General features: G+C 72.0%; 25 protein-coding genes. 15 read left to right on the top strand and 10 right to left on the bottom strand.

The genetic code is table 11. The features are described 5' to 3' along the window. Positions 1 to 387 precede the first annotated feature (387 nt). From IEY99_RS19190 to IEY99_RS19175, 4 genes are all read left to right on the top strand, one after another. Positions 388 to 1,911: a glycosyltransferase family 2 protein gene (locus IEY99_RS19190; protein WP_189205106.1), complete on the top strand. Its 1,524-nt coding sequence runs from the start codon at positions 388 to 390 to the stop codon at positions 1,909 to 1,911. After that, entirely contained in the window at positions 1,880 to 2,800 is a 921-nt protein-coding gene (locus tag IEY99_RS19185; protein WP_189205104.1) for a glycoside hydrolase family 26 protein, read from the top strand. Before IEY99_RS19190 ends, IEY99_RS19185 begins: the two co-directional genes overlap by 32 nt. 112 nt (positions 2,801 to 2,912) lie before the next feature. Continuing rightward, complete coding sequence (locus IEY99_RS19180; protein ID WP_189205097.1) at positions 2,913 to 4,169, top strand: nucleotide sugar dehydrogenase; 1,257 nt, start codon at positions 2,913 to 2,915, stop codon at positions 4,167 to 4,169. Positions 4,170 to 4,489: 320 nt separating this feature from the next. Next, on the top strand, positions 4,490 to 4,978 hold the full coding sequence (locus IEY99_RS19175) for a YbaK/EbsC family protein (protein WP_189205095.1): 489 nt from the start codon (positions 4,490 to 4,492) through the stop codon (positions 4,976 to 4,978). 4 nt (positions 4,979 to 4,982) lie between these two features. Here the strand turns inward: IEY99_RS19175 and IEY99_RS19170 are convergent, their stop codons facing one another. From IEY99_RS19170 to IEY99_RS19160, 3 genes are read right to left on the bottom strand one after another with little or no spacing between them, the layout of a single operon-like run. Continuing rightward, positions 4,983 to 6,125, bottom strand: coding sequence for a saccharopine dehydrogenase family protein (locus IEY99_RS19170; protein ID WP_189205093.1), 1,143 nt, complete (start codon positions 6,123 to 6,125; stop codon positions 4,983 to 4,985). A gap of 1 nt (position 6,126) precedes the next feature. Beyond that, positions 6,127 to 7,164 (bottom strand): saccharopine dehydrogenase, encoded by a 1,038-nt coding sequence (locus tag IEY99_RS19165; protein ID WP_229798968.1) that lies wholly within the window; start codon positions 7,162 to 7,164, stop codon positions 6,127 to 6,129. Between the two features lie 59 nt (positions 7,165 to 7,223). Further along, positions 7,224 to 8,330, bottom strand: coding sequence for an NAD(P)/FAD-dependent oxidoreductase (locus tag IEY99_RS19160; RefSeq protein WP_189205090.1), 1,107 nt, complete (start codon positions 8,328 to 8,330; stop codon positions 7,224 to 7,226). Between the two features lie 345 nt (positions 8,331 to 8,675). Here IEY99_RS19160 and amcB point away from each other — a divergent pair, with 345 nt between their 5' ends. The 8 genes from amcB to IEY99_RS19120 are packed head-to-tail and all read left to right on the top strand — an operon-like array spanning position 8,676 to position 15,152. Next, positions 8,676 to 8,936, top strand: a complete 261-nt coding sequence (amcB, locus tag IEY99_RS19155) for a cispentacin biosynthesis acyl carrier protein AmcB (RefSeq protein WP_189205089.1) — start codon at positions 8,676 to 8,678, stop codon at positions 8,934 to 8,936. Beyond that, complete coding sequence (amcC, locus tag IEY99_RS19150) at positions 8,933 to 10,312, top strand: amipurimycin biosynthesis protein AmcC (RefSeq protein ID WP_229798966.1); 1,380 nt, start codon at positions 8,933 to 8,935, stop codon at positions 10,310 to 10,312. Before amcB ends, amcC begins: the two co-directional genes overlap by 4 nt. Next, the gene (locus tag IEY99_RS19145) at positions 10,309 to 10,746 is read left to right on the top strand and encodes an acyl-CoA thioesterase (RefSeq protein WP_189205088.1); all 438 of its coding nucleotides are present in this window, start codon (positions 10,309 to 10,311) and stop codon (positions 10,744 to 10,746) included. Before amcC ends, IEY99_RS19145 begins: the two co-directional genes overlap by 4 nt. Beyond that, the gene (amcE, locus tag IEY99_RS19140; protein ID WP_229798964.1) at positions 10,743 to 11,231 is read left to right on the top strand and encodes a cispentacin biosynthesis cyclizing decarboxylase AmcE; all 489 of its coding nucleotides are present in this window, start codon (positions 10,743 to 10,745) and stop codon (positions 11,229 to 11,231) included. The genes IEY99_RS19145 and amcE overlap by 4 nt, the downstream gene beginning before the upstream one ends. Continuing rightward, entirely contained in the window at positions 11,225 to 12,340 is a 1,116-nt protein-coding gene (gene amcF / locus IEY99_RS19135) for a cispentacin biosynthesis acyltransferase subunit AmcF (protein WP_189205087.1), read from the top strand. The genes amcE and amcF overlap by 7 nt, the downstream gene beginning before the upstream one ends. After that, positions 12,337 to 12,840, top strand: a complete 504-nt coding sequence (amcG, locus tag IEY99_RS19130; protein WP_189205086.1) for a cispentacin moiety biosynthesis protein AmcG — start codon at positions 12,337 to 12,339, stop codon at positions 12,838 to 12,840. The genes amcF and amcG overlap by 4 nt, the downstream gene beginning before the upstream one ends. Next, the gene (gene amcH, locus IEY99_RS19125; RefSeq protein ID WP_189205085.1) at positions 12,837 to 14,213 is read left to right on the top strand and encodes an adenylate-forming 2-oxoglutaryl-ACP ligase AmcH; all 1,377 of its coding nucleotides are present in this window, start codon (positions 12,837 to 12,839) and stop codon (positions 14,211 to 14,213) included. Before amcG ends, amcH begins: the two co-directional genes overlap by 4 nt. Positions 14,214 to 14,225: 12 nt before the next feature. Next, positions 14,226 to 15,152, top strand: coding sequence for a DMT family transporter (locus IEY99_RS19120; RefSeq protein WP_189205084.1), 927 nt, complete (start codon positions 14,226 to 14,228; stop codon positions 15,150 to 15,152). Here IEY99_RS19120 and IEY99_RS19115 read toward each other — a convergent pair. The 6 genes from IEY99_RS19115 to IEY99_RS19090 form a co-directional block, all read right to left on the bottom strand. Beyond that, a complete protein-coding gene (locus IEY99_RS19115; RefSeq protein ID WP_189205082.1) occupies positions 15,149 to 15,412 on the bottom strand; it encodes a hypothetical protein in 264 nt (87 codons plus the stop codon). The genes IEY99_RS19120 and IEY99_RS19115 overlap by 4 nt on opposite strands. A 6-nt stretch (positions 15,413 to 15,418) precedes the next feature. Beyond that, entirely contained in the window at positions 15,419 to 16,054 is a 636-nt protein-coding gene (locus IEY99_RS19110) for a hypothetical protein (RefSeq protein WP_189205080.1), read from the bottom strand. 34 nt (positions 16,055 to 16,088) lie between these two features. After that, positions 16,089 to 16,946 (bottom strand): hypothetical protein, encoded by an 858-nt coding sequence (locus IEY99_RS19105; RefSeq protein ID WP_189205078.1) that lies wholly within the window; start codon positions 16,944 to 16,946, stop codon positions 16,089 to 16,091. 28 nt (positions 16,947 to 16,974) lie between these two features. After that, on the bottom strand, positions 16,975 to 17,328 hold the full coding sequence (locus IEY99_RS19100; protein ID WP_189205075.1) for a type VII secretion target: 354 nt from the start codon (positions 17,326 to 17,328) through the stop codon (positions 16,975 to 16,977). Further along, a complete protein-coding gene (locus tag IEY99_RS19095) occupies positions 17,329 to 17,964 on the bottom strand; it encodes a hypothetical protein (protein ID WP_189205073.1) in 636 nt (211 codons plus the stop codon). It lies immediately after the preceding gene. Positions 17,965 to 18,104: 140 nt separating this feature from the next. Continuing rightward, a complete protein-coding gene (locus IEY99_RS19090; protein ID WP_189205071.1) occupies positions 18,105 to 18,521 on the bottom strand; it encodes a response regulator in 417 nt (138 codons plus the stop codon). A gap of 203 nt (positions 18,522 to 18,724) precedes the next feature. On the opposite strand from IEY99_RS19090, the gene IEY99_RS19085 reads away from it, so the two are divergent. Further along, complete coding sequence (locus tag IEY99_RS19085) at positions 18,725 to 19,240, top strand: acyl-CoA thioesterase (protein ID WP_189205070.1); 516 nt, start codon at positions 18,725 to 18,727, stop codon at positions 19,238 to 19,240. A 32-nt stretch (positions 19,241 to 19,272) separates the two neighbouring features. Beyond that, on the top strand, positions 19,273 to 21,186 hold the full coding sequence (locus IEY99_RS19080) for an acetoacetate--CoA ligase (protein ID WP_189205069.1): 1,914 nt from the start codon (positions 19,273 to 19,275) through the stop codon (positions 21,184 to 21,186). On the opposite strand, the gene IEY99_RS19075 is transcribed toward IEY99_RS19080, so the two are convergent. Then, a complete protein-coding gene (locus IEY99_RS19075) occupies positions 21,187 to 21,903 on the bottom strand; it encodes a TIGR03089 family protein (protein ID WP_189205068.1) in 717 nt (238 codons plus the stop codon). Positions 21,904 to 22,074: 171 nt separating this feature from the next. On the opposite strand from IEY99_RS19075, the gene IEY99_RS19070 reads away from it, so the two are divergent. Continuing rightward, positions 22,075 to 23,220: a glycosyltransferase family 4 protein gene (locus tag IEY99_RS19070; RefSeq protein ID WP_189205067.1), complete on the top strand. Its 1,146-nt coding sequence runs from the start codon at positions 22,075 to 22,077 to the stop codon at positions 23,218 to 23,220. Positions 23,221 to 23,222 lie beyond the last annotated feature (2 nt).

The following is a 23,222-nucleotide window of genomic DNA, read 5'->3' as shown; positions in this document are numbered from 1 at the left end:
AGGTCAGCTTCGATCAGCATGAACCTCGTCACGTCCTGGGCGGAATCATCCAAATTCAGGACATTCCATGCATTGGGGATCTGTCATGAAATTTGTGGGTGAGCCGGACGCTCATTTCGGGATCAGCCGTAAAGTAAGCCCCTAACCGGACAACGGCCTCGCAAATCCACAGTACTGGAGATTGCGCAGATACCGGTTCCTGGGGGAGGCGAAAAAACCTTCTCGTGAGTAACATGTGCCCCCGCTCCTCGGGAGATCGCTGTTCGACGAAAGCGGGGATTACGTGCCCAACCACCTCGGATTGTTCGAGATACTGCTTGCCGCGGTCGGCGTGGTGACGATTTTTGCGGTGAGTGTGCGTCTCTTCTGGAGACGTGGGATGAAGCCGTGACCAAGGCGGCCAAGACCGCGCGGTGGACCCCGGGCCGGGCGCTGCCCGCAGTGATCCTCATGCTGGGCGCCACGTCCCTCTGGCTGTACCACCACGCGACCCGGTTCCAGAACTTCGAAACCGAGGTGTCCGCGTTCGAGGTCGTTTATGCGTTCGCGTTCCTCATGTTCTTTCTTCAGCTCCTGCTCGCGACCTTCGACCGGCCCAAGCGGGTCACCCCCCGGCAGGTCGCCGCGCTGGCCAAGCTGAAGGTGGTGGCAGTCGTCCCCCTCTACAACGAGGACGTGGACGCGGTCATCGCGACCATTCGCGGCCTGCTCGGGCAGTCGCGGCTTCCGGACGCGATCTTCGTACGCGACGACGGCTCGAACAAAGTGGACTATCTGCCCACTGAGCTGTGGGCGATCGAGGCCGCGAACGAGGCGGGCGTCCCGCTCGTGTGGGTGCGCGACCGCAACCGGGGCAAGCGGGCGACCCACGTCGCCGCGTCCCTGCGCTTCGGCGGCTGGGCCGACGCGTACCTCACGATCGACTCCGACTCGTGCCTCGCGCCGGACGCGCTCGAAAACCTGATCAAGCCGCTCGCCGATCCCGAGGTCATGTCGGTCGCCGGGGTCTTCCTCACCTACAACCTCAAGGGCGTGATCGCCCGGGCCGTCGACCTGATCTGCACGGCCTCGCAGCTGACCGACAGGTCCGCCACGTCGGCCCTGGGCTCGGTGCTCGTCAACTCGGGCGGCATCTCGCTCTACCGCGCCCGGGTGATCGACGAGTGCCGGCACGGCTACGCGAACGAGGAGTTCTTCGGCCGTCGCGTCGAGTTCTCCGACGACTCCTACCTGACGATCCAGGCGCTGCTGCGCGGCAAGACGGTCCAGCAGGCGAACGCCTTCGCGTTCTGCGTCATGCCGGAACGCCTCGGCAACCACCGCCGGCAGTTCCTGCGCTGGTTGCGCGGATCGTTCATCCGGTCCTTCTGGCGTTTCAAGTACCTGCCCCTGGACCGGATCGCCTACTGGCTGCACGCGCTGAAGTGGGTGCAGACCATCGCCTCCACCATCATCGTGGGCTGGCTGATCGCCATCAAGCCGGTGGTCGACGCCGTCGCCTGGGCGCGCGGCGGCGGGACGGAGGCCTTGCTGGCGGATGCCAAGATGCTGGGGATCACGCTGGCGATGCTGATCGTCTTCGGCTACGTCCAGCTGTTGCGTATCTTCACGGTCCGGCGGTCCGACCAGAGCCGGCCGGCGCAGCTGTTCTGGTTCCTGGTGCTGGCCCCGGTCGCGACTCTGTGGCAGTGGTCGGTCCTGCGGGTGTGGCGGCTCTGGGCCATCGCTTCCTGCATGCGCTTCAAGTGGGGCACCCGCCAGCAGATCGAGGTAGCCATCGGAGGTGATCATGAAACGGTTCTTGCTAGTGCTTCCGCTGCTGCTATTGGCTGGATGCGAGACGAAACCACCATCTTCTTTCCAGGGCAGTCAGTCCGCGGTGAGCGCGACCGATCCGGCTCTGCGACCTAGCGCGATCCGCGCCACGGTCGCGATGCTGAAGACCGAGAAGCCGGCCTTCGGCGTCACCTCCGAGAAGGAAGCCGCGAAGGACTCCGACGAGATTGCGAAGGAGGCGGGATGCCGGCCGGTCTGGCGCGGTGTCTACGCCTCCATCGGTGCTCCGTTCGAGTTGTCCCGGCTGACCGAGGCGGCGGGCACTCCGTTCCTCACCGTGCAGCCGAAGGAACTCGGCTCGGAGGTGGAGCAGAAGTCCTGGTCCCTGGCGGCGGTCGCCGCGGGCAAGCGCGATGCGCAGTTCCGTGCCGTCGCCGACACCGTCGTGGAGTACGGCGACCTGGTGGTCATCCGGTATGCGCCGGAGATGAACGGCAACTGGTCGCCGTGGGCGGCGGGCGTCAACGGCAACACCCCGGGGCAGTACGTCAAGGCATGGCGGCACGTGGTGGACCTGTTCCGTAAGGCGGGTGCGACCAACGTCCTCTGGCTCTGGGCGCCGAACATCGCCCGGGGCGCGACGGTCAAGGGCATCTCGCAGTTCTGGCCGGGTGACGACTACGTCGACCTGGTCGGCTTCACCGGTTACGGGGTCGGAAGCTCCGTGTTCGGTTTCGAGCCGTCGGCGAGCGAGACGTTCGATCCCACCATGAAGCTTCTCGCCCCGTACAAGAAGAAGCCGGTCATCCTCGCCGAGACCGGCGTGGCCGGGGCCCACAAGGCCGACTGGATCGCCAGTCTGGGGCCCTGGTTGCGCGAGCACCCGAACGTCATCGGAATGATCTGGACCCAGGCGCCGCCGCCGCATTCCAGTGCGGACTGGCGGTTCGACGACACCCCCGGCAACTTGAAGGCCTTCAAGAAGTCGCTCGTCCCGTACCTGGGGTGCCTTCCCGGCGATTGAGCCGGATTCCGGACGAATCTCTGACACAACCTCGGTTCGGGCGCCGACCGCCCGAACCGGCTTACCTGGCTGGGCGGACGGTGCCCATCCACCCAGTTACAAAGGAGTCACCGTGGCTGTCGACATAGTAATTCTCGGGCTCGGATACGTGGGCCTTCCGCTGGCTCGTGAGGCGACCCGGGCCGGTATGTCCGTGATCGGCTTCGACGTCAACCAGGGGTTGGTGGAGTCGCTCAACGCCGGCCGGTCCCATGTCGACGATCTCTCCGACGACGACATCGCGGAGATGAGGAAGAGCGGCTTCCGCGCCACGGTCGACGAACGCGAGATCGCCACGGCGAAGGCGGCCGTCATCTGCGTCCCGACGCCGCTGCTCGAAGAGGGCGGCCCCGACCTCGGCGCCGTCCAGTCGGCCACGGACGCCGTCGCGCGCAACCTGCAGCCCGGGATGCTCGTCATCCTCGAGTCGACGACCTATCCGGGCACCACCGACGAACTGGTGCGTCCCATCCTCGAGGCCGGCGGCCTCGTCGCCGGCCAGGACTTCCACCTGGCGTTCTCGCCGGAGCGCATCGACCCGGGCAACGAGAAGTTCGGCCCGCGCAACACGCCCAAGGTCGTCGGCGGCCACACGCCGGCCTGCACCGAGGCCGCGGCCGCCCTGTACGGCCGGTTCGTCGACACGGTGGTGCGGACCAAGGGCACCCGGGAGGCCGAGACGGCCAAGCTGCTCGAGAACACCTACCGGCACGTCAACATCGCGCTCGTCAACGAGATGGCCAAGTTCTGCCACCGGCTCGACATCGACCTGTGGGACGTCATCCGGGCGGCGTCCAGCAAGCCGTTCGGGTTCCAGGCCTTCTACCCCGGGCCGGGCGTGGGCGGTCACTGCATCCCGATCGACCCGAACTACCTGAGCCACAACGTGCGCGTACGCCTGGGCTACCCGTTCCGGTTCGTCGAGCTGGCGCAGGAGATCAACGCCACGATGCCGGCCTACGTGGCACGGCGCGCGCAGAACATCCTCAACGAGGCGGGCCTGGCGACGACCGGCGCGAACATCCTGCTGCTGGGCATCACGTACAAGGCGAACATCGCCGACGAGCGCGAGTCCCCGGCCGTCCCGCTCGCCCGGGACCTGGGCAACCTCGGTGCGAAGATCAGCTACCACGACCCGTACGTGGCGGAGTGGCGGCCGGGCGTGGACGCCATGAAGGTGGACGACCTGGAGGGCGCGGTCGCCGCCGCGGACCTGGTCATCCTCGTCCAGAACCACCGCGACTACGACCCGGACAAGCTCGCCGCGACGGCGAAGCGCTTCTTCGACACACGCGGCGTCACCACCACGGACGACGCTCTTCGCCTGTAGCGCGCCGGCGCGCGTGACAGAAAGGGCCGGACCCGGGATCGGGTTCGGCCCTTTTCTGTGGGGGGTCTTCGATCGGCGGCCGGCCGCGTCGACCGCCGTCCGGGCGGGAAGCGACCGTCAGGACAGACGCAGTCGCTTCCCCGCGGCAGGACCGGTCATGTCCGCGCCCCCGTCATTACTGCGCGCATGACCGAACCTGCGACGCGGGGAACTCTAGGGCCACCGACCCGGCCGCACATCCTGCAACCTTGCAGGTCCGGGCAGACCCCGACCCGGCTGCCGGACGTTCCCGGCCGGTGATTCGTCTCTAGACTGCCGGCATGGAGAACCACGCCAGCGTGATCGCCGTGCAGGCCACCCTGGACGCGGCGGGCGCGCGGACGGCCGACGGCTCGGCGCCGCGAGTGATCATTCTGGACGAGGCGGTGCACACCGCGGCCGCCGCGGCCGCCGCGCTCGGGGTGAGCGTCGGCCAGATCGCGAACTCGCTGGTCTTCGACGCCGACGGGGAGCCGCTGCTCGTGCTGACGTCCGGGGCGCACCGGGTGGACACCGCGAAGGTGGCGGCCGCCCTGGGCGTCGCCAAACTGCGCCGGGCGTCGCCGGAGTTCGTCCGCGAGCACACGGGCCAGCCGATCGGCGGGGTCGCGCCGCTGGGTCACCCGCGGCCGGTACGCACGCTGATCGACACCGCGCTGGGGCGGTATCCAGAGGTCTGGGCGGCCGGCGGCGTGCCCCGCGCGATCTTCCGGACCACGTACGACGAGCTGGTCCGGGTCACCGCGGGCACGCCCGCCGAGGTGGCCTGAGGGGTCACGCCCGCACCGAGGTGTGGTGGATGGTCAGGCCGGCCTCGGCGAGGTGGCGCCACCAGCGGTCGACCCGGTCCGGTTCGGATGCCGCCTGGTGCAGGCCGGGCGCGACCCGGCCGTCGAGGATCTCGCGGACGGCGGCGGCCAGCGTGAGCGACACGCACCTGGCCATGGCCGAGCCGGTGGCGTCGCCCTGGACGTCGAGACTGTAGGCCTCGGCCCACCTCCGGCCCTCCGGAGTGCGCAGCGACAGTCTGGTGTGGAGCACCACCCGGTCGTGATCCTGGGCGGTGGCCGGATAGCGCGCGGCGAGCTCGTCCGCCAGCGCGTCCACTCGTGCGCCGTCGCCCTCTTCCAGCTGCCGGAAGACCTCGGCCCACGCCGTGGACCAGCCGTCCAGCCGCAGGGTGCCGCGGACGAAGCGGTCGAGACGCCACCCCGCGGGGAGCGCGTACTGCGCGATCGCCGTCGTGCTGTCGCGGTTGGGGTAGCCCTCGAAGCGCTCACCGTCGAGGGTGACCGGCGTGATGGCCTGCCAGGGACGGGCGACCGTGCGCACATCGCCGCCGTCGATGAACCGGGCCTCGTTCAGCAGGGCCCGGAGCACTCCACGCGGGGCCCACGAGAACCGGTACCGGAACTCGTTCGGGACCGCGGGCAGCCCGCCACAGTACGAGGTGAACTCGGCGACGGCGTCGTCGCCGATCGCCCGCCGGCCGTCGGCCACCAGGCGGTGCGCCATGAGATGGTCGATCCCCGGGTCGAGGCCCGCCTCGACGACGGCTACCAGCCCGGCCGCGGCCAGCGACCCGGCCGCGGCGGCGATGTCGTCGGACAGGTAGCTGGTGTTCGCGAAGTGCGCGCCCCGGTCGAGGCAGAGGCGGAGGAGGCTGCCGTGCTCGGTCGCGGGCAGCATCGACACCACCACGTCGCCCGCGCGTACGGTGCCGGCGAGCTCGTCGAGCGGCCGGACGCCGACCCGGCCGGTCAGCGCCAGGCGGTCGGCCAGATCGTGCGCGCGTTCCGGCTTGCGGGCCCAGAGGGTCACGGCCGCGTGCTCGGTGAGGGTGACGATCCCGGCTCCGCTGGAACGTCCCGCGCCGACCCAGTGCACCACCCCGCGGGCGGGGAGTGGATCCGTCATGTCAGGGCACCTCGCTTGTCGTCAAGGTTTCGACGGCGGCCCGGTAGGCCGCCGCACAGCGTCGCCACGAGCCGCCGAGCCCGTCGAGGTCCATCAGGTGCGGCCACAGGTCCGCGGAGAAGCTGTCGGTGGCGTCCTTCGGCAGCAGGGACGGCAGGTTGTCGATCGCGATGACGGCGACCGGCCCGGCGGTGGTCGCCGGTGCCTCCCAGGTCGTGACGGTGTCGTAGATCGGAAGCGCGTTGTACGGCGAACCCGGGTCGCAGCTGACGTCGACGACGCAGCGCAGGCGGCAACCGGGGTCCGCCAGGTCCGCACGCCGGAGGAAGGGCTCGGTGCCGGGGCCGGTCAGGACGGCGTTGACCAGCAGGTCGTGCCGCAGCAGAGCGGCACGGTCCAGGTGGCGGGTCTCCGCGAGGTCCCACCGGGTGGTGGGGACTCCGGCTTCGGCGAGGGCGTCGGCGGCGCCCCGGCCGCTGCGGCCGAGCGCGCCGATCACCAGTGCGGCGCCGTTCGGCCGCGTGCGGTACTGCCGCAGTCTCTCCACCAGTTCCGCGCTGGTGGTCGGCTGGAGGGGCGCACTCAGGTCGCCGTGCCGCTGGAGCACCCCCAGCGCCGCCCCCACGAAGCCGGCCCAGTAGCCGAAGGCCGCGTGGCGGCGTCCCGCGTCGTCGGCGAGCTGTTCCAGGTCGAGCAGCATGCCGCCACCCGCGCGGAATCGCTCCAGCAGGCGGCGCGCACCGGGCTGGCCCTTGTACGCGTGCCCGAAGAACACATGCCGGTGCCGCAGCTCGGCCGGTTCGTCGGGCAGTTCCTTCAGGCCGAGGACGACGGCCTGCGACGGCGCGTGCACCCAGCTGCCCGCCGGGGCGGTGGCGCAGCCCTGCGCGACGTAGTCGGCGAGCGGATAGATCCGCTGCGGCGACTCCTCGACGGTGATCCGGGCCCCGCGGCGGATCAGCGTCCCCGCGTCCGCGGGGCTGAGCGCGCAGCGCCGCTCGGATACGCGCGTCTCGTGTCGGATCCACAACTCAAGCATGGTCACTCCGGTTCACCTGGTCGGTCGGTGCGGTCGTGGGGTAGAGCATGCGCCCGTCTCTACACCAGGTTGAGTTCGGGGCGGGCGGCCGCGGCGCCGAATCGCTGCACGCTCAGCGCGGACAGGTCGAGCGGTGGCGCCAGGCCGAGCGCGAGCGCGGCGAGACAGCGGCCGACGGTGGGCGCCTGCTGGAATCCGTGGCCGGAGAAGCCGGTGGCGTAGAGGAGTCCCGCCGGCGTGCTGCAGGCGCCCACGACGGCGTTGTGGTCGGGGCTCATCTCGTACAGGCCGGACCACTGGCTGCGGATCCCGACGTCGGCGAGGGCCGGCAGACGCCGGACGGCGGGCTCGGCCAGTTCCTCGGCGGTGGGCCACGGGCCGCCCATGATGAGGCCGGTGCGCTCGCCGTGGAAGTACAGGCTGGTCGCGAAGTCGATGGTCAGCGGGCAGTCCGGGCCGATCGCCGGCGGGGCGTCGGCGAAGTAGACGTAGCGCCGCTGCGGCGTCACCGGCAGGGCCAGCCCGGCCGTGGCGGCGAGCGCGGGTGACCAGACTCCGGCCGTCAGGATCACCGTGGGGGCGTGCAGATCGCCGGAGTCCGTCCGGACGCCGGTGACGCGGCCGGCGCCGGTGAGGATCGCCCGGACCGTACGTCCCTGCTCGATGGTCGCGCCGAGACCGCGCGCCGCCGCGGCGTAGCCGGCCACCACCGCTTGCGGGGTGGCCAGGCCGTCCGTCGGGCAGTAGGTGGCGGCGGCGAGGTCGTCGGTGGCCAGCCCCGGCACCAGCCGCGCGGCCTCGCGCGGCTCCAGCCATTGCACGGGTACGCCCGCGGCGCGCTGCACCGCCGTGGACGACCGGAACGCGGCGACGTCGGACTCCCTCAGCAGGAACAGGTAGCCCACCTCGCGGAGTCCGATGTCGACGCCGAAGGTGTCCCGGAACCGCCGGAAGACGGCGTTGCTGTCGAGCGCGACGGCGATGTTCAGCGGGTCCGAGAACTGGGCCCGGAAGCCTCCGGCGGCGGCGCCGGTCGAGCCGCTGCCGAGCTCCGCACGCTCGAGCAGGACGGCCGAGCGGCAACCGGCCAGCGCCAGGTGGTAGAGCACGCTGACTCCGACCACCCCGCCGCCGACCACCACCACCTCGGCCGCACCGGTATTCACCAGCCCACCGTAGTGCCCTGGGCAAAATGTCGCGGTGAATGGCGGCGGCGGCGATTCATGATCGATTTTTCTTCGGCATCCATGAATGCAATATCGGTTGCCGTCGCGCCCTGGGCAATAGGACATGATCCGCGTCACAGTCCCTTGTGGCCGGTCGACGCACCGCGTGAGGATCGGTTCGCGTTCGCCGCGAGCGATCCAAGCCGACGGCAGGGTGTTTTGCCTGGTCAGGGCGTCGTAGCCAGCGCTTTTGTCCGTTAATCGGCGCAAATCGAGCGGAATCCTCGTGGGCCTGATTGCGCATTTACGCAACGCTTACAAAACGCTGACAAAGGAGTGTGACGCATGTCCGACAACGTCGAGCAGACCATTTGTAAAATCATGAACACCGAACTGTTCGTGGAGACCCCGGCGGACCGGATCGACCTCGACGAGAGCCTGCGTGACGGGTACGGGCTCGACTCGCTGGGCTTCGTCGAGCTGCGGGTCCAGTGCGAGGACCTGTTCGCCGTGCAGATCGGCGACGACGACTTCACCCCGGAGAACTTCAGCACGGTGCGCTCCGTCGCGAACCTCGTGCGCAAGCTGCAGGGCGTCCCGGCGTGAGCGGCAGCCTCACCGCCGGCGAGCTCGGCCTGCTGCGGGCCGGAAGCGACCTGCACATGAACCACTACGGCGGCCGGCGCCTGCCGTACGCCGTCCTCTCCGGCCGGGGAGTGCACCAGCGGCTCGCCGTGGTCGACGGCCCCGACGCCGGCCGGGTCCTGGACGTGATGGACGCCAGCGGCGGATACGCCAGCGCCTGCCTCGGCGCCGGCCACCCGAGGATCGGCGAGGCGCTGCGCCGCGGTGTCGAGGAGGCCGGATACGCCACGGACGAGGTCGGGTCGCTGGAACGCGCCCGGCTGCTGACCGAGCTCTTCGGCGACGACGGCCGCTGGTCCGCCCGGTTCCCCGGCGGCGAATACCACGTCAGCAGCCGCAACTCCGGTTCCGAGGGCATGGAGCTGGCGCTGCGGCTCATGCTGGAGGCGCGGTTCGACTCGCGTACCCTGCGCCCGGCCGCCGGCCGTGCGGAGCGGGACGTCATCCTCGCCTTCGAGGGTGCCTGGCACGGCTGGACCTCCGGCCTGGTGCCGCTGCTCAACCGGCGGCACTACCGGGTCGGCCTGCCCGTCCCGGACGTCGCCAAGCCCTACGGCGTCCGCGTCGAGCACCTCCCGTTCGGCGACGCCGAGGTTCTGCGCGACTACTTCGCCGAGCACGGTCACCGCGTTCTCGGCGTGGTCGTCGAGCCGGTGCAGGGCGACGCGGGCATCCTGGTGCCGGCCGACGGCTACCTGCGGGAGCTCGCCCGGCTCTGCACCGAGCACGGCGCGCTGCTGACCGCCGACGAGATCCTGACCTTCGCCAAGAGCGGCGACTACTTCGCCATGACCGACTCGCTCGGCCCCGTGCCGACCGACATCACCGTGATCGGCAAGAGCATCGGCATGGGCGCGGTCTCGGCGTCCCTGGTGATCGCCCGGCGCGCGCTCGCCGTACGCAGCTCGGGGGCCGTGGCGACCTCGGACCTGCGGCCCCTGACGTGCGCGGTGATGCGCGAGGGCCTGGCGGTCATGAACGACGACAAGCTCCTGGCCCACTCGGCCGGCATCGGCCGCCGTCTCGCCGACGGCCTGCACGGCCTGGTCGCCGAGTTCCCGGAGCTGTACCGGGAGGCCCGCGGCCTCGCGGTGATGCAGGGGCTGGAGCTCACCGAGCCGGCCGCCCGGCGCCTCACCGACCTGCGGGAGGCCGTCATCCGCAGCGGGGTCTACGTCGAGTTCATGGCGGGCGCGGGCCGCCGTACCCGCGGCCTGCGGTACGTCTTCCCCACGATGCGCATCGCGCCGCCGCTGATCATCACCGAGATCGAGGCGTCCGAGTTGCTGCAACGGCTGGCCGAGGGCTCGCGCCGGTTCCGGGAGACGCTCGGATGACCGTGACGACGGGCGTGCCCGCGGTGACCCGGCGGGTCGAGCACGTCGACACCGACGCCGCCGGGGTGGTGCACTTCAGCCGCTACGCGTCGCTGCTGGAGACCGCGATCCTGGAGACCCTCGAGACCCTCGGCGCGGGCGTCCACCGACTGCTCGGCGAGGGCCTGGACCTGGCCGTCACCGACCTGCGGATGACCTACCTGGCGCCCGCCCGCTTCCTCGACGACCTGGCGATCCAGGTCTCGGTGGACCAGGTGGGCGGCGCGTCCTGCCGGCTGGCGGGCGAGATCGCCCGCGTCGCACCCGGCCCGGCCACGCCGCTCGCCCACGGCACGTTACGGCTCTGCGCCGTACGCCGTACCGACCAGAAACCCGCCCCGCTACCCGGCTGGATGCGCACCATCCTCCGCGACGCAAAGGACGACCCACGGTGACCGACACCCTCGCAGACCCCTCCACCCGCACGATCGGCTTCTCCGAGCTCAAGGACTGGCTCCGCCACCGGCATCCGATGATCTACATCGACCGGGTCGTCGACTACGTGCCGGGCGAATCCATGCGCAGCCTGATGTCCGTCTCCGGAACCATGGACGCCATCGCCGGGCACTTCCCCGAGCGGGCCATCTTCCCGGGCAGCCACCTCATGCAGGCCTTCGCCCAGTCCGCGATCATCCTGTACCAGCTGAGCACCTCCAAGCTGGCGGACGACGAGCTGACCCTGATCGGCTCCGTGCGCAGCCGCTTCATGAAGGTCGTGGTCCCGGGCGACCAAGTGATCTTCGATCTCAAGGTGGACCGGCTGTACGGTCCGTCGTGCCACTTCTCCTGCCGGGCCACCGTGGACGGTGCCGCAGTCGGCGCGTTCCGCGGTTCCCTGGTGCGCACGAAGGTGGCCGAGCTGGGACGGCAGCTGTGGTAGAGCCCGTCCGGGTCACCGGCATGGGCTGGACCACCCCGCTGGGCGACAGTCTGACCGGCGTGTGGCGGCGCCTGCTCGACGGCGAGACCGGCCTGGGGGTGTGGCCGGCGGCTCATTCCGTACGCAATCCGCTGGTGGCCGTGGTGCCCGAGCCGCCGCTGACCGTGCCGGCCGCCGCACGGCAGACGGCGCTCGCCGTGCGCGCGATCGAGGCCGCCCTCGCGCAAGCCGGGCTGAGCGGCCGGGCCGAGGACGTCCTGCTGGTGCTCGGTACGAGCTACGGCGCGCACCTCGACGACGAGTCCACCGGTGAGCTGGACCGGTGGGCGGCGGAGGTGGCCACCGCCGTGGGCGTCCGCCGGCCACCGATCTCCCTCACCACGGCGTGCTCGTCGGGCTCCGACGCGGTGGCCCTCGGCGCGCGGCTCGTCGCGGCCGGCGAGACGGGCACCGCCGTCTGCGTCGGTGCCGACGTGCTGACCCCCGCGAAGCGGTACGGCCACACGACCCTGGGCACCATGTCGCCCACGGTGACCCGGCCGTTCGACGCGCGCAGCGACGGGATGCTGCTCGGCGAGGGGGCGGGGGCCCTCGTCCTGCGGTCCGGTGCGGCGGACCAGCCGGGAACCCACGCGCTGGTGCTCGGCTCGGGCGCCTCCAACGACGCGGCCGGGCTGACCGCCCCCGACGCCAGCGGGCGCGGCCTCGTCCTGGCCGTGCGGCGGGCCCTGGCCGCCTGCCGCCGCGACGCCGGGGACGTCAGCGTGATCAACGCGCACGGCTCCGGCACGCCGGCGAACGACGAGGCCGAGGCCGCCGGTCTCGACGAGCTGTTCGGCGCGCTCCCCGCTCCGCCGACGGTGTTCGCCACCAAGGCGGCCCTCGGACACAGTCTCGGTGCCACCGGGGCGCTGGAGGCGATCGCCTCGGTGCTGGCGTTGCGGGCCCGGCGGGTGCCGCCCGTCGCCGGCCTCGAACGGCCCCGGCCCGGCCTGCGTCTGCCGGTCGCCGCCGGCGCGCCCGCCGCCATCCGTCCCGGCCTGGCGCTCAGCCTCACGCTCGGCTTCGGCGGTTTCAACACCTGCCTGGTATTCGGGGATGCGCGATGACCGTCCTGATCGGACCCCCGCTGCTCGGCCGCGGAGAAGTGGCGCTCACCGACGACATCGCCGCCCGGCACAGCCGGCCTTCGTTCTACGCCGACCCGGCGGCGTGGCTCGCCGTCGAGGCGGTCGCCGCCGCGCTCGGCGAGGCCGGCGCGGCGGTGGCCCAGGCGGGGGAGGACGTCGGCGTGCTGGCGATCAGCGCGACGGCGACCACCCGCACCATGCGCGCCATCCGCCGGACGGCGGCGGCCGGCCGGGTGTCGCCGCTGCGCTTCGCCGGGGCCAATCCCGGCTCGCTGGCCGGACTCGTCTGCATCGAGTACGGCTTCCGCGGTCCCAGCCTCACCCTGTCGATGCCACCGGAGCAGGCGTGGCCGGTGCCGGTCATCCGGCAGGACTGGCTGGACGGCCCGTGCCGCTACGTCGTCACCGTCACCCACCGCGGCGGCCCGGAGGGCCCGGAGGTCGCCGAGGCGGTCGTGCACGGGGGGAGCGGGTCGTGAGCGCATCCGTCACGTACGCCGCGGCGGCGCGATTCCTCAGCGCGGTGCACGACCTCGGCGACCCCTCCGGCGCGGCAGTCACCGGGCTCGACGACGTCACCCGGGGCCTGCACGCCGCCGGAATCGCCCCCGGAGAGCCGGTACTCATCGTGGCCCCCAACGGGGCCGGCCTCCTGCACCTGTTCCTCGGCACCCTGCTCGCCGGCGCCGTGCCCGTCCTCATGTCGCCGGCGATCACCTCGGAGCGGCTGCGGAGCAACGCGGAGGCGCTGGGCGCCCGGGCCGTCGTCGTGCCGGCCCCCGCGCCGCTGCTGCCCGAGGCCGTGGCCCGGCACCGCTGGGGCGGCGTCGAGCTGCGGCTGCTCGGCGCGACGGCGACCACGTACGCCCCGGACCACGTCATCATCCTGACCTCGGGCACCTCCGGAATCCTCAGTGGATGCCTGCACGAGACCCGGTCGCTGGTGCGCAACGCGTCCCGGCACGCCGCCGCGGTCGGGCTGCGCGAGGGCGACACCGTGCTGGCCAACCTGCCCCTGCACTTCTCCTACGCACTCGTCGCCCAGGCGCTCGCCGCCCTGGTGACGGGTGCCCGGCTGGCGGTCACCGGTCCACCCTTCACCCCCACCGGGTTCACGGCCGCCATCGAGGCGAGCGAGGCGAGCAGCGCATCGCTGACGCCGTACATGGTCCGGACGCTGCTGGCCGCCGAGTGGAAGCCTCCGGCGCCGCTGCGGATGCTCACCGTGGGCGGGGACGCGCTCGCGGCCGCCGACGTCGCCCGGCTGCTCGACCACTGCCCCGGCGTCGAGGTCTACCTGACCTACGGCCTGACCGAGGCGGGGCCGCGGGTCAGCACGCTGGCCGCGCACCGCGAGCCGCCGCACCGCTGGTCCTCCGTCGGCCTGCCGCTGGACGGGGTCGGCGTGGCGCTGGGCGACGGCGCCGACGGCGCCGGGGAACTGCTGGTGAGCACCGACACCCGGATGGTGCGCAAGGTCGGCCGCACGGACGCGGTGGCCGGCAGCCGCATCCTGCCCGACGGCCGCATCGCCACCGGCGACATCTTCCGGATCGATCCGGACGGATATCTCCACTTCCAGGCGCGGCGCTCCGACTCCGTGGTGGTGCACGGCAGCAAGGTGTCGCTGCGCTCGGTCCGCCGGGTCGCCGAGGCGCTTCCCGGCGTCGCGTCCGCCGAGGTCACCTGCGCGCCGGACGAGCACGGCGAGCCGCAGATCCGGGTACGCCTGTTCACCGACCGGACCGATACCGGTGCGGCACTGCGCCGCGACCTGCTCCGGCAGCTGCTGCCGGCGGAACGGCCGAAGCGATGCGAGGTCCTGCCGCTGACGGCGAAGGGCCACAAGTAGATGATGGTCGCCGTGTCGTGGACTGATCTGCGCGGGCGGTTGCTCGTCGTCGTCGCCGCCGCGGGTTTCGGCCTCATGCCGATCTTCGCCCAGTACGCGTACGCCGAGGGCATGGGCGTACAGACCCTGCTGTTGCTGCGGTTCACCATCGCCGCGGCGGCGCTGCTCGGCTACCTGGCCCTCACCCGGAGGCTGGTGTGGCCGGGCCGGCGGGCGCTGGCCCGGCTCGCCGTGCTCGGCGGGGTGCTGTACGCGGCGCAGTCCACTCTGTACTTCTCGGCGGTCCGCTACATCTCGCCGACCCTGGCGGTCCTCCTGCTCTATCTGTATCCCGCGCTCGTCGTGCTGCTCACCGCCGTCGTCGAGCGGACGCCGCCATCGCTGACCCGGCTCGCGTCGATCGGTCTGTCACTGGTCGGCGTGGTCATCGTGCTGGGCGCACCGACCGGTGAGGTCCGGCTGGCCGGCGTGCTGCTGGCACTCGGCGCGGCCCTCACGTACGCGGTCTACATCGTCGCGGGAGACCGCTTCTCCAGCACCTTGCCGCCGTTCACCACCGCCGCGTACGTGATCGCCTTCGCCGCCGTGTCGTTCGCGGTGACCGGCGTCGCCCGCGGGGCCGTCGACCTGACGATCAGCCCCCGCGGCTGGGCGGCGGTGGCCGGGGTGGCCGTGATCTCGACCATCGTGGCGATCGGCTGCTTCTTCGCCGGGATGGCGGCGGTCGGGCCGGCCCAGGCCGCCATCCTCAGCGTGGTGGAGCCCGTGGTCAGCGTCGCCGCGACGGCGCTGCTGCTGCACAAGGGCCTGTCGGCTCTGCAGATCGTGGGCGGCGTGCTCGTCCTCGCCGCCGCCGTGTGGGGCGTCGCGGGTGGCGGCGACCGCAGAACCCCGCCTCCCGTCGCGACGCGGCCGACCCGGCCGGTGGGCCGCGGCTAGTCCGGCCGGCGCAGGTAGGCGACCTTGCCCTCCTGCTCGAAGTTGACGACCTGCCAACCCTCGGCCTCCAGCATCTCGGCCGCGGTGAAGACCATGTCGACCATGGCGGCGACCGTGGAGCCGCTGGCCACGGTGACCCGGAAGCCGCTCGACGGGGTCGCGTTGATCCAGATGTAGCGGAACGGGTAGCCGGCGAGGCTGACCCGGCCGTGGACGATGTCCTCGGCCGAGAACCAGCGCGGCGGCCGCGGCGCCGTCATGCGAGCTCAGCGAAGATCATCGAGGACGTCCTTGGTGAGGGCGACGGCCGGGTCGCGCAGCTCGGCGAGGCTGTCCGCGGAGGCCGGCGGGGCCGGGGGCCGGAGCCGGACGATCGCCACGGCGTTGTTGGACAGCACGCGGACCGTCATGCCGTCGGGCTCGCGGGACGCGAACGCCTCGCGGCCCAGCCCCGCGACCGGGTCGGTCTGGCCGGTGCGCAGCGCCGACCACTCCGCGTCGGCGCCCTCCTGCCGCTGGTAGATGCTGATCCGTGCGGTGGCCGCGGTGCCCTTGCCGTCGGTCGAGCCCCAGGCGCAGTCGGCGCGGACGATGTCGCCGAAGTCGCCGTACTCGTCGGTGGGGCGGCCGGCGCCGGCGACGCCGAGCCGGGTGGCCACCGGACCGGTGAGCGCCGGGCACTTCGCGGTCAGCCCGGCCCACTTGCCGGTCGGCGGCGGCAGGCCGGCGGTGGGGGCGGACGGCAGGCCGGCCGTTGCGGCGGGCGCCGGGGCCGAGCCGGTGACCGGGTTCTCCACCGGGCTGGTGTCGACGCCGGTGCCGCAGCCGGCCGCGCTCAGCACGAGCGCCGCCGCGGCGAGGACGCCGCGGACACCGGGCCTGATGCGGTCACCGGGCGGCATGCGTTCACCGGGCCTCATGCGCGTTCACCGGGCCTCATGCGTTCACCGGGGTGGGCCACTTACCGCCGGGGAGGCCGGTGTGGTCGCCGTACTCGCCGGCCACCGCGGTGATCTGCTTGATCACCTCGGCCATCCGGTTGGCCAGGTTCGCCAGGTACTGCAGGGTCTGCTTGACGATCTCGCCGATCAGCTCGGAGGTGTGCTGGAGAGTGATGACGACCTGGGTGACCGCGCCGGCCGCCGTCTCGGTGGCGTCGATGACCATCGCGACCAGGGCGCCGACCACCTCGGCGCCGCGCTCCGCCATGCTCACCATGTAGGCGGTGTTGGCGGCGGCCACCTCGGCCAGCCAGTTGCCCACCGTCTTCACCTTGCCGGTGGTCGCCTCCACGGCGTCGATCTGGTCGCGTACCCGCTTCTCGTAGGTTTCCTTCGCCGGGCCGCGCCAGGCGTCCACAGCGCCGGAGCCGGTCATGTCCGGACCCAGGTCGGACAGTGGCGTGTTCACCTTCACCGCCCAGTCCAGGCCCACCTCGAACAGCGACAGCACCGGCACCGAGCCGGCCACCACCTTGTCCAGCGAGGCGAGCACCTCGGAGACCTGCTGGCCGATCTGCTTGACCAGGCTGTGGATCTTCTCGACCGCGTTCTTGATCTTCTCGGTCCACCACTCGGAGATGGTGGCCCAGATGCTGTCGTTGTTGAGCTCGTGCTCGAGGCGCTCCAGCAGCGCGTTGATCCGCGCCACCATCGCGTCCCATTCCTTGCGGATCTTGTCGACCAGCTGCGAGAGCAGATCCTTGGCCGCGCGGAACGAGCCCAGCGTGCCCTGGGCGAACTGGTTGCCGTCGGGCGCGGCGCCGGTCGAGCCGCCAGGTGCCGGGTTGGTCATCGGTCCTTCCCCCGTCCGTCGGTCCCCGTCACGACGAGGCGATCTCGTCGAAGTTCTGGGCCGTGTTCTCGTCGCTCTGCTCGTACCAGTCGGCGATCTGCATCAGTGCCTTGCCGAACTTGTCGAACTCGTCGGTCGCCTGCGTGAAGAGCCCGTTCAGCCATTCGTACATCTGGTTGTACGCCGAGCTGAGGTCGGCGGCGGTGACCACGCCCGTGATGTCCGTGACGACGAACGCGGCGACGCTGAGCGTCTGGTCCTTGGCCGCGTGGGACACTGTGGTCATCCGGTCGGAGAACTCGTACCACTTCTTCGCCTCGGCACGGATGCCGTCGGCGGCGACCTGGATGTTCTCGTCGGAGAACCAGTTGTAGTCGGGCATCTACGCCTCCCCCGTGAGGACCGCGGGCGACTGCACCGCCCGCAGGGCGTCCAGCGCGTCCAGCGCCAGCTCCGTCCCGCTGTCCGGGCCGACCATGAAGGTGTCCACCCGGGCCTCGACGATCTGTGACCCCCTGAGCACGACATGAAACAGCCCGCGGGGGCCGCTGACGGTGCGCTCGGCGCCGGAGTCGCGCAGCCGGCTGACCCGCTCGGCGTTGGTCATGATCTGCTCGGCGCGGCGCAGGTTGCGCGCCAGCGCATCCTCGAACCGCTCGCTGTCGTACCCGGGCAGCGGGACGGGCGGCATGTCGGTGAACGCCGACGCCGGATCGTAGGCGGGAGCGGGCACCTCGTGACCGTGCTGCTGGAGCATCATCCGCGCGGCGGCCGCCTTGTCCTTGGCGGAGCGCACGGCCTGCAGGATCGCGCTCCCGACGGCGCGCGGCCCGACCTGCTCCCACCAGGAGTCGTCCAGGCCGATCCGCAGCAGCGCGCCGGTCACGTCGACGACGCCGTAGACGGTGCCGGAGCCGTCCGTCCCGTCGATCTGCTCCAGGCCGCGCACCGGCCGGCCCGGGGCGGCGCGGGACACCAGGTCCTCCACGTCGCCCAGGAATCTGCGCGCGTCTCCCACGCGGTTGTCCCCGTAACTCACCGCTGCCCGTCCCCGTCGTCGTCACTCGGTCGGTGACCAACCTAGCTGCTCGGGGCGGGCAGGCGCACCTGGCGGACGCCGCACCCGGGCGCCGAGGGGACCTGGTCGATGGACGGCGGTCAGGACGCGAGACGGTACGGGCAGGCCGACGACTCGTTGTGGTGCTGGTGATGGCCGGTCTCGGCAAGGTGGAGCACGGCCTCCACCAGATCGGTGTTGGAGAAGGGCTTGAGCAGGACCCCGCACACCTGCCCGTCGGCGAAGCGCGGGTCGCCGGGCTGGATGCCGCCGCTGAGGATGGCCACCGGGATGTCGCTCAGCTCGGGGTCCCGGCGGATGGCCTGGCACAGCTCCAGGCCGTCGAGGTGGGGCATGTCGAGGTCGGTGAGCACGACGTCCGGGGGCTGCCGGCGCGCCAGTTCCAGTGCGGCGCGCCCGTCCTCCGCCGCCAGGACGGTGAATCCGGCGCGGGTGAACAGGCGCTGCAGGACCATGCGGACGTCGTCGGTGTCCTCGGCGATGAGGAGCGTGGTCATGACCGGGCCCTTTCTCGAGGCGCAGCCCGTTCCCCCTTGACGGATCAGCTTCGCTGCCCGGCCGGCCACCCGGTGGGCATTACGCTCGCTTTTGGGCCTTTCGGCGGAATGATACGTACTTTCGGTCGAGTCCCCCTGCGCTGGACCGGCGCCGGAGGGCGGGCGCCGAGGTCCGGCGGGCGGGAGGAACTAACGTAACGGGCATGAGTGATCAGCCGGTGGGCCTGCCCACCTCGCACTCGCGCGTCACGCTCAGCCGGATCATGACCGCGGTCGACGTCAACCTGTACGGCACCGTGCACGGCGGCGTGCTGATGAAGTTCGTCGACGACGTGGCCGGGGCGGCGGCGGCCCGGCACAGCGGCGGCACCGCGGTCACGGCGGCGATCGACGAGATCGTCTTCGCCGAGCCGGTGCGGGTCGGCGATCTCGTGCACGCGTACGCGCAGGTGAACTGGACCGGCAGCACCTCGATGGAGGTCGGCGTACGGCTGACCGCGGAGCGGTGGGACACCGCCGGCGGCGAACCGATCACCGTGGCGACCGCCTACCTGGTGTTCGTCGGCGTCGACGTCTCCGGCCAGCCGCGGCCGACCCCGCCGGTCCTGCCCGAGTCGCCCGACGACGAGCGCCGCTTCCGCGAGGCGATCATCCGGCGCGAGCACCGCCTCGCCCGCCGCAAGGCGATCCAGGACGCCCGCTCGACACCAGCAGAGTGAGACACCCGCTGAGTGAACGTTAAGGTGTCGACATGACAGTGCTGTGGGAGCCTCCGGCGGACGTTCTCGAAACCTCCCGGATGGGGCGGTTCCTGACCTGGCTGCGCGCCGAGCGCGGCGTCGAGGTGGCCGACTACGCCGGACTGTGGGAGTGGTCGGTCACCGACCTCTCCGGCTTCTGGCGGGCGGTCTGGGACTACTTCGAGATCATCGCCCACAGCGAGCCGACCGCGACGCTCGGCGACGCGGCCATGCCGGGAGCCCGCTGGTTCCCCGGCGCCACGCTCAACTACGCCGAGCACGTGCTGCGGATGCCGGGGCTCGGCGACGACGAGCCGGTCGTCCTCGCGTACTCGCAGACCCGCGAGCCGGTCACGCTGACCGCCGCGCAGCTGCGCGAGCAGGTCCGCAAGGTCGCCGCCGGGCTGCGCCGGCTCGGCGTCGGGGCCGGCGACCGGGTCGCGGCCTACGCCCCCAACATCCCCGAGACGTACGTGCTCATGCTGGCGACGGCGAGCCTCGGCGCGATCTTCTCCTCCTGCGCGCCGGAGTTCGGCTCGCGCAGCGTGATCGACCGGTGGACGCAGATCGAGCCGCGGGTCCTGGTCGCCGTCGACGGCTACCGCTACGGCGACAAGGCGATCGACCGGCGCGCCGAGGTCGCCGCGATCCACGCCGCGCTGCCCAGCGTCGAGCACCTGATCACGATCCCGTACCTGGGCGCCGAGGGCGACTGGGACACCCTGGACGGCGACGACCCGCTCACCTTCGCCGCGGTGCCGTTCGACCACCCGCTCTACGTGCTCTACTCCTCGGGGACCACCGGCCTGCCGAAGCCGATCGTGCACGGCCACGGCGGCATCCTGCTGGAGCACCTGAAGATGCTCGCGCTGCACCACGACCTCGGCCCCGGCGACCGCTTCCTGTGGTTCACCACCACCGGCTGGATGATGTGGAACTTCCTGGTCTCCGGCCCCGCGGTCGGCGCGGCCATCGTGCTCTTCGACGGCAACCCGGGCCACCCCGACCTGGGGGCGCTCTGGCGGCTCGCCGCCGACGCCGGGGTCACCTTCTTCGGTACGTCCGCACCGTTCATCCTCGCCTGCCGCAAGGCCGGGGTACGGCCCCCGGCGAACGTCGTCCGCGGGGTGGGCTCGACCGGCGCGCCGCTGCCTCCCGAGGGCTACCGCTGGATCTACGAGGTGCTCGGCGACCGACCGCAACTGCAGTCGCTCTCCGGCGGCACCGACGTCTGCACCGGCTTCGTCGGCGGGACGCCGCTGCTGCCCGTGGTCGAGGGCGTCATCTCCTGCCGTGCCCTGGGCGCGCGGGTGGAGGCGTACGACCCGGAGGGCAAGCCGGTCATCGGCCAGCTGGGCGAGCTGGTCATCACGGCGCCGATGCCGAGCATGCCGGTGGGCTTCTGGAACGACGCGGACGGCCGCCGTTACTTCGAGGCGTACTTCGACGTCTTCCCGGGGGTCTGGCGGCACGGCGACTGGATCACCATCGGCGAGGACGGCAGCTGCGTGATCACCGGCCGGTCCGACGCCACCCTGAACCGGGGCGGCGTGCGGCTGGGCACGGCCGAGTTCTACTCGGTGGTGGAGGGCATCGACGAGATCGCCGACTCGGTCGTCGTGCACCTGGACGAGCAGGACGAACTGCTGCTGTTCGTGGTGCTCGCCGAGGGTCTGGAGCTGGACGACGCGCTGCGCGACCGGATCCGGCGGGAGCTGCGTGCCGCGCTGTCGCCGCGGCACGTCCCCGACGAGATCCATCAGGTACGGGCGGTGCCCCGCACGCTGTCGGCCAAGAAGCTCGAGGTGCCCGTCAAGCGCATCCTCACCGGCACCCCGGCGGACCGGGCGGCGGCCAAGGGCGCCCTGGCCAACCCGGAGTCGCTCACCGCCTTCGAGGACTACGCGAAGGGCCGCAACGCCTGATCAGAGGGTCAGGGTGACGTGTTCCGCCGCGGCCCGCCGCTCGGCGACCGCCGGGTCCAGGCTCGCGCACAGAACGATGCTCGCTCCCGCGTAGAGCGGCGCCAGCAGCCAGTCCAGCGGATCGGGACGGGCGGCGGCGTCGATCAGGACCCGGGCGCCCGGCGTGATGCCGAGCTCGCGGGCGCGGGCCGTGGCCGCCGCGGAGATCTCCCGGTGGCTCGTCGCGCCGAGCGCCGGGTCGTCGGGCGTCACCGGCTGGTAGGCGGTGAAGCGGTCGCCGTGCCCGCGTACCTCGATCGTGTAGTCCGCGAACCCGGCCGGGAGCGGGCGCATCGGCATGGCGAGCGGCAGCAGGCCGGTCGCGTAGCGGTCCCCGGCCGGCCAGGCGCCGGCCGCCTCGGCGGTCGCCGGGCCGGCGAACACGACGTCCACCGGTCGCGGGCCGGGGCCCAGGTGCACGGCCGGCCCCGCCGTCCAGGTGCCGAGCAGGATCGCCGCGGTCTGCCAGTGCGGGGGCAGCAGCACCGCGGCCGCGTCGCCCGGCCCGAGCCCGGCGCCGTCGACCAGCAGGTTCGCCGTCTTCGCCACCCAGTTGTCCATCGTGGCGCCGGACAGCTCGGTGCGGTCGCCGGTGGTGTCGTCGTACCAGGTGAGCAGGGGCGTGGTCGGGTCCGCGTGCACCGCCGCCGCGAAGGCCGCCGGAATCGTCTCGTTCATCGCTCCCGACGATAGTCGTATTACTGACAGTGATTGGGTGGTGTCGGCGCGGATCGAGCTGGGAAAGAGCTCATAACTAAGAGATGTCGGGGGGTGCCGCGGTCCCCACATCAAGCATCGAGCGGCGTACCCTTGCCAGTGGTCTGGCCCACAGATGTGAGGAGTTGCCACGTGACCGCCGGTCGCCCGCCCCGAGTCCTCGTCGACGCCACGAGCGTCCCCGCCGATCGAGGCGGGGTGGGCAGATACGTCGACGGACTGCTCGGCGCCCTCGGTGCGATGGGATCGGAGCGCGTCGATCTGGCGGTCGTGGCCCAGCGTTCGGATGCGGAGCGTTACTCCCGGATGCTCCCCGGCGCCGAGGTCATCGCCGGCCCGTCCGCGGTCGCGCACCGCCCCGCGCGCCTCGCCTGGGAGCAGACCGGGCTGCCGCTGCTCGCTCAGCAGGTGGGCGCCAAGGTGCTGCACTCGCCCTTCTACACCTGCCCGCTGCGAGCGGGTTGCCCGGTGACGGTGACCGTGCACGACGCGACGTTCTTCACCGAGCCGGAGCACTACGACAACACCAAGCGGACCTTCTTCCGCAGCGCCATCAAGACGTCCCTGCGCCGCGCGGCGCGGGTGATCGTGCCCAGCAAGGCGACCCGCGACGAGCTGATCCGGCTGCTCGACGCCGACCCGACGCACATCGACGTGGCCTACCACGGGGTGGACCAGTCCGCCTTCCACGCGCCGACCGACGAGGAGAAGGCCCGGGTCCGCGCCCGGCTCGGCCTCGGCGACGCCGGCTATGTCGCCTTCCTCGGCGCCAAGGAGCCGCGCAAGAACGTGCCCAACCTGATCCGCGGCTGGGCCCGGGCGGTCGCCGACTGGCCGCATCCGCCGGCGCTCGTCATCGCCGGCGGTCAGGGCCACGACGACGACATCGACCGCGCGGTGGCGGAGGTGCCGTCGCACCTGCGGCTGCTGCGCCCCGGATATCTGCGCTACGCGGACCTGCCCGGCTTCCTCGGCGGTGCGCTCGTGGCCTGCTACCCGTCCTTCGGCGAGGGCTTCGGCCTGCCGATCCTCGAGGCGATGGCCTGCGCCACGCCGGTGCTGACCACGCCGCGGCTGTCCCTTCCGGAGGTCGGGGGCGACGCGGTGGCGTACACGACCGAGGACCCGGACCGGATCGCCGCCGACCTCGCCGACCTGCTGCACGACGAGCCCCGGCGGCTCACCCTCGCCAAGGCGGGCTTCGACCGGGCCAAGGAGTTCAGCTGGGCGTCCAGCGCCGAGGTGCACGTCGCGACGTGGAACCGCGTGGCGGCGTGACC

It is taken from the genome of Couchioplanes azureus, assembly GCF_014648355.1.
GTDB lineage: Bacteria > Actinomycetota > Actinomycetes > Mycobacteriales > Micromonosporaceae > Actinoplanes > Actinoplanes azureus.
This window is presented reverse-complemented; position numbering and strand designations above follow the sequence as displayed.

Excerpts from the sequence above, each read along its gene's own strand:
- IEY99_RS19175 (WP_189205095.1), top strand. The coding sequence starts at position 4,490 with ATGGAGAACCACGCCAGCGTGATCGCCGTGCAGGCCACCCTGGACGCG.
- IEY99_RS19170 (WP_189205093.1), bottom strand. The coding sequence starts at position 6,125 with ATGACGGATCCACTCCCCGCCCGCGGGGTGGTGCACTGGGTCGGCGCG.
- IEY99_RS19165 (WP_229798968.1), bottom strand. The coding sequence starts at position 7,164 with ATGCTTGAGTTGTGGATCCGACACGAGACGCGCGTATCCGAGCGGCGC.
- amcB (WP_189205089.1), top strand. The coding sequence starts at position 8,676 with ATGTCCGACAACGTCGAGCAGACCATTTGTAAAATCATGAACACCGAA.
- IEY99_RS19145 (WP_189205088.1), top strand. The coding sequence starts at position 10,309 with ATGACCGTGACGACGGGCGTGCCCGCGGTGACCCGGCGGGTCGAGCAC.
- amcG (WP_189205086.1), top strand. The coding sequence starts at position 12,337 with ATGACCGTCCTGATCGGACCCCCGCTGCTCGGCCGCGGAGAAGTGGCG.
- IEY99_RS19115 (WP_189205082.1), bottom strand. The coding sequence starts at position 15,412 with ATGACGGCGCCGCGGCCGCCGCGCTGGTTCTCGGCCGAGGACATCGTC.
- IEY99_RS19110 (WP_189205080.1), bottom strand. The coding sequence starts at position 16,054 with ATGCCGCCCGGTGACCGCATCAGGCCCGGTGTCCGCGGCGTCCTCGCC.
- IEY99_RS19105 (WP_189205078.1), bottom strand. The coding sequence starts at position 16,946 with ATGACCAACCCGGCACCTGGCGGCTCGACCGGCGCCGCGCCCGACGGC.
- IEY99_RS19100 (WP_189205075.1), bottom strand. The coding sequence starts at position 17,328 with ATGCCCGACTACAACTGGTTCTCCGACGAGAACATCCAGGTCGCCGCC.
- IEY99_RS19090 (WP_189205071.1), bottom strand. The coding sequence starts at position 18,521 with ATGACCACGCTCCTCATCGCCGAGGACACCGACGACGTCCGCATGGTC.
- IEY99_RS19085 (WP_189205070.1), top strand. The coding sequence starts at position 18,725 with ATGAGTGATCAGCCGGTGGGCCTGCCCACCTCGCACTCGCGCGTCACG.
- IEY99_RS19080 (WP_189205069.1), top strand. The coding sequence starts at position 19,273 with ATGACAGTGCTGTGGGAGCCTCCGGCGGACGTTCTCGAAACCTCCCGG.
- IEY99_RS19075 (WP_189205068.1), bottom strand. The coding sequence starts at position 21,903 with ATGAACGAGACGATTCCGGCGGCCTTCGCGGCGGCGGTGCACGCGGAC.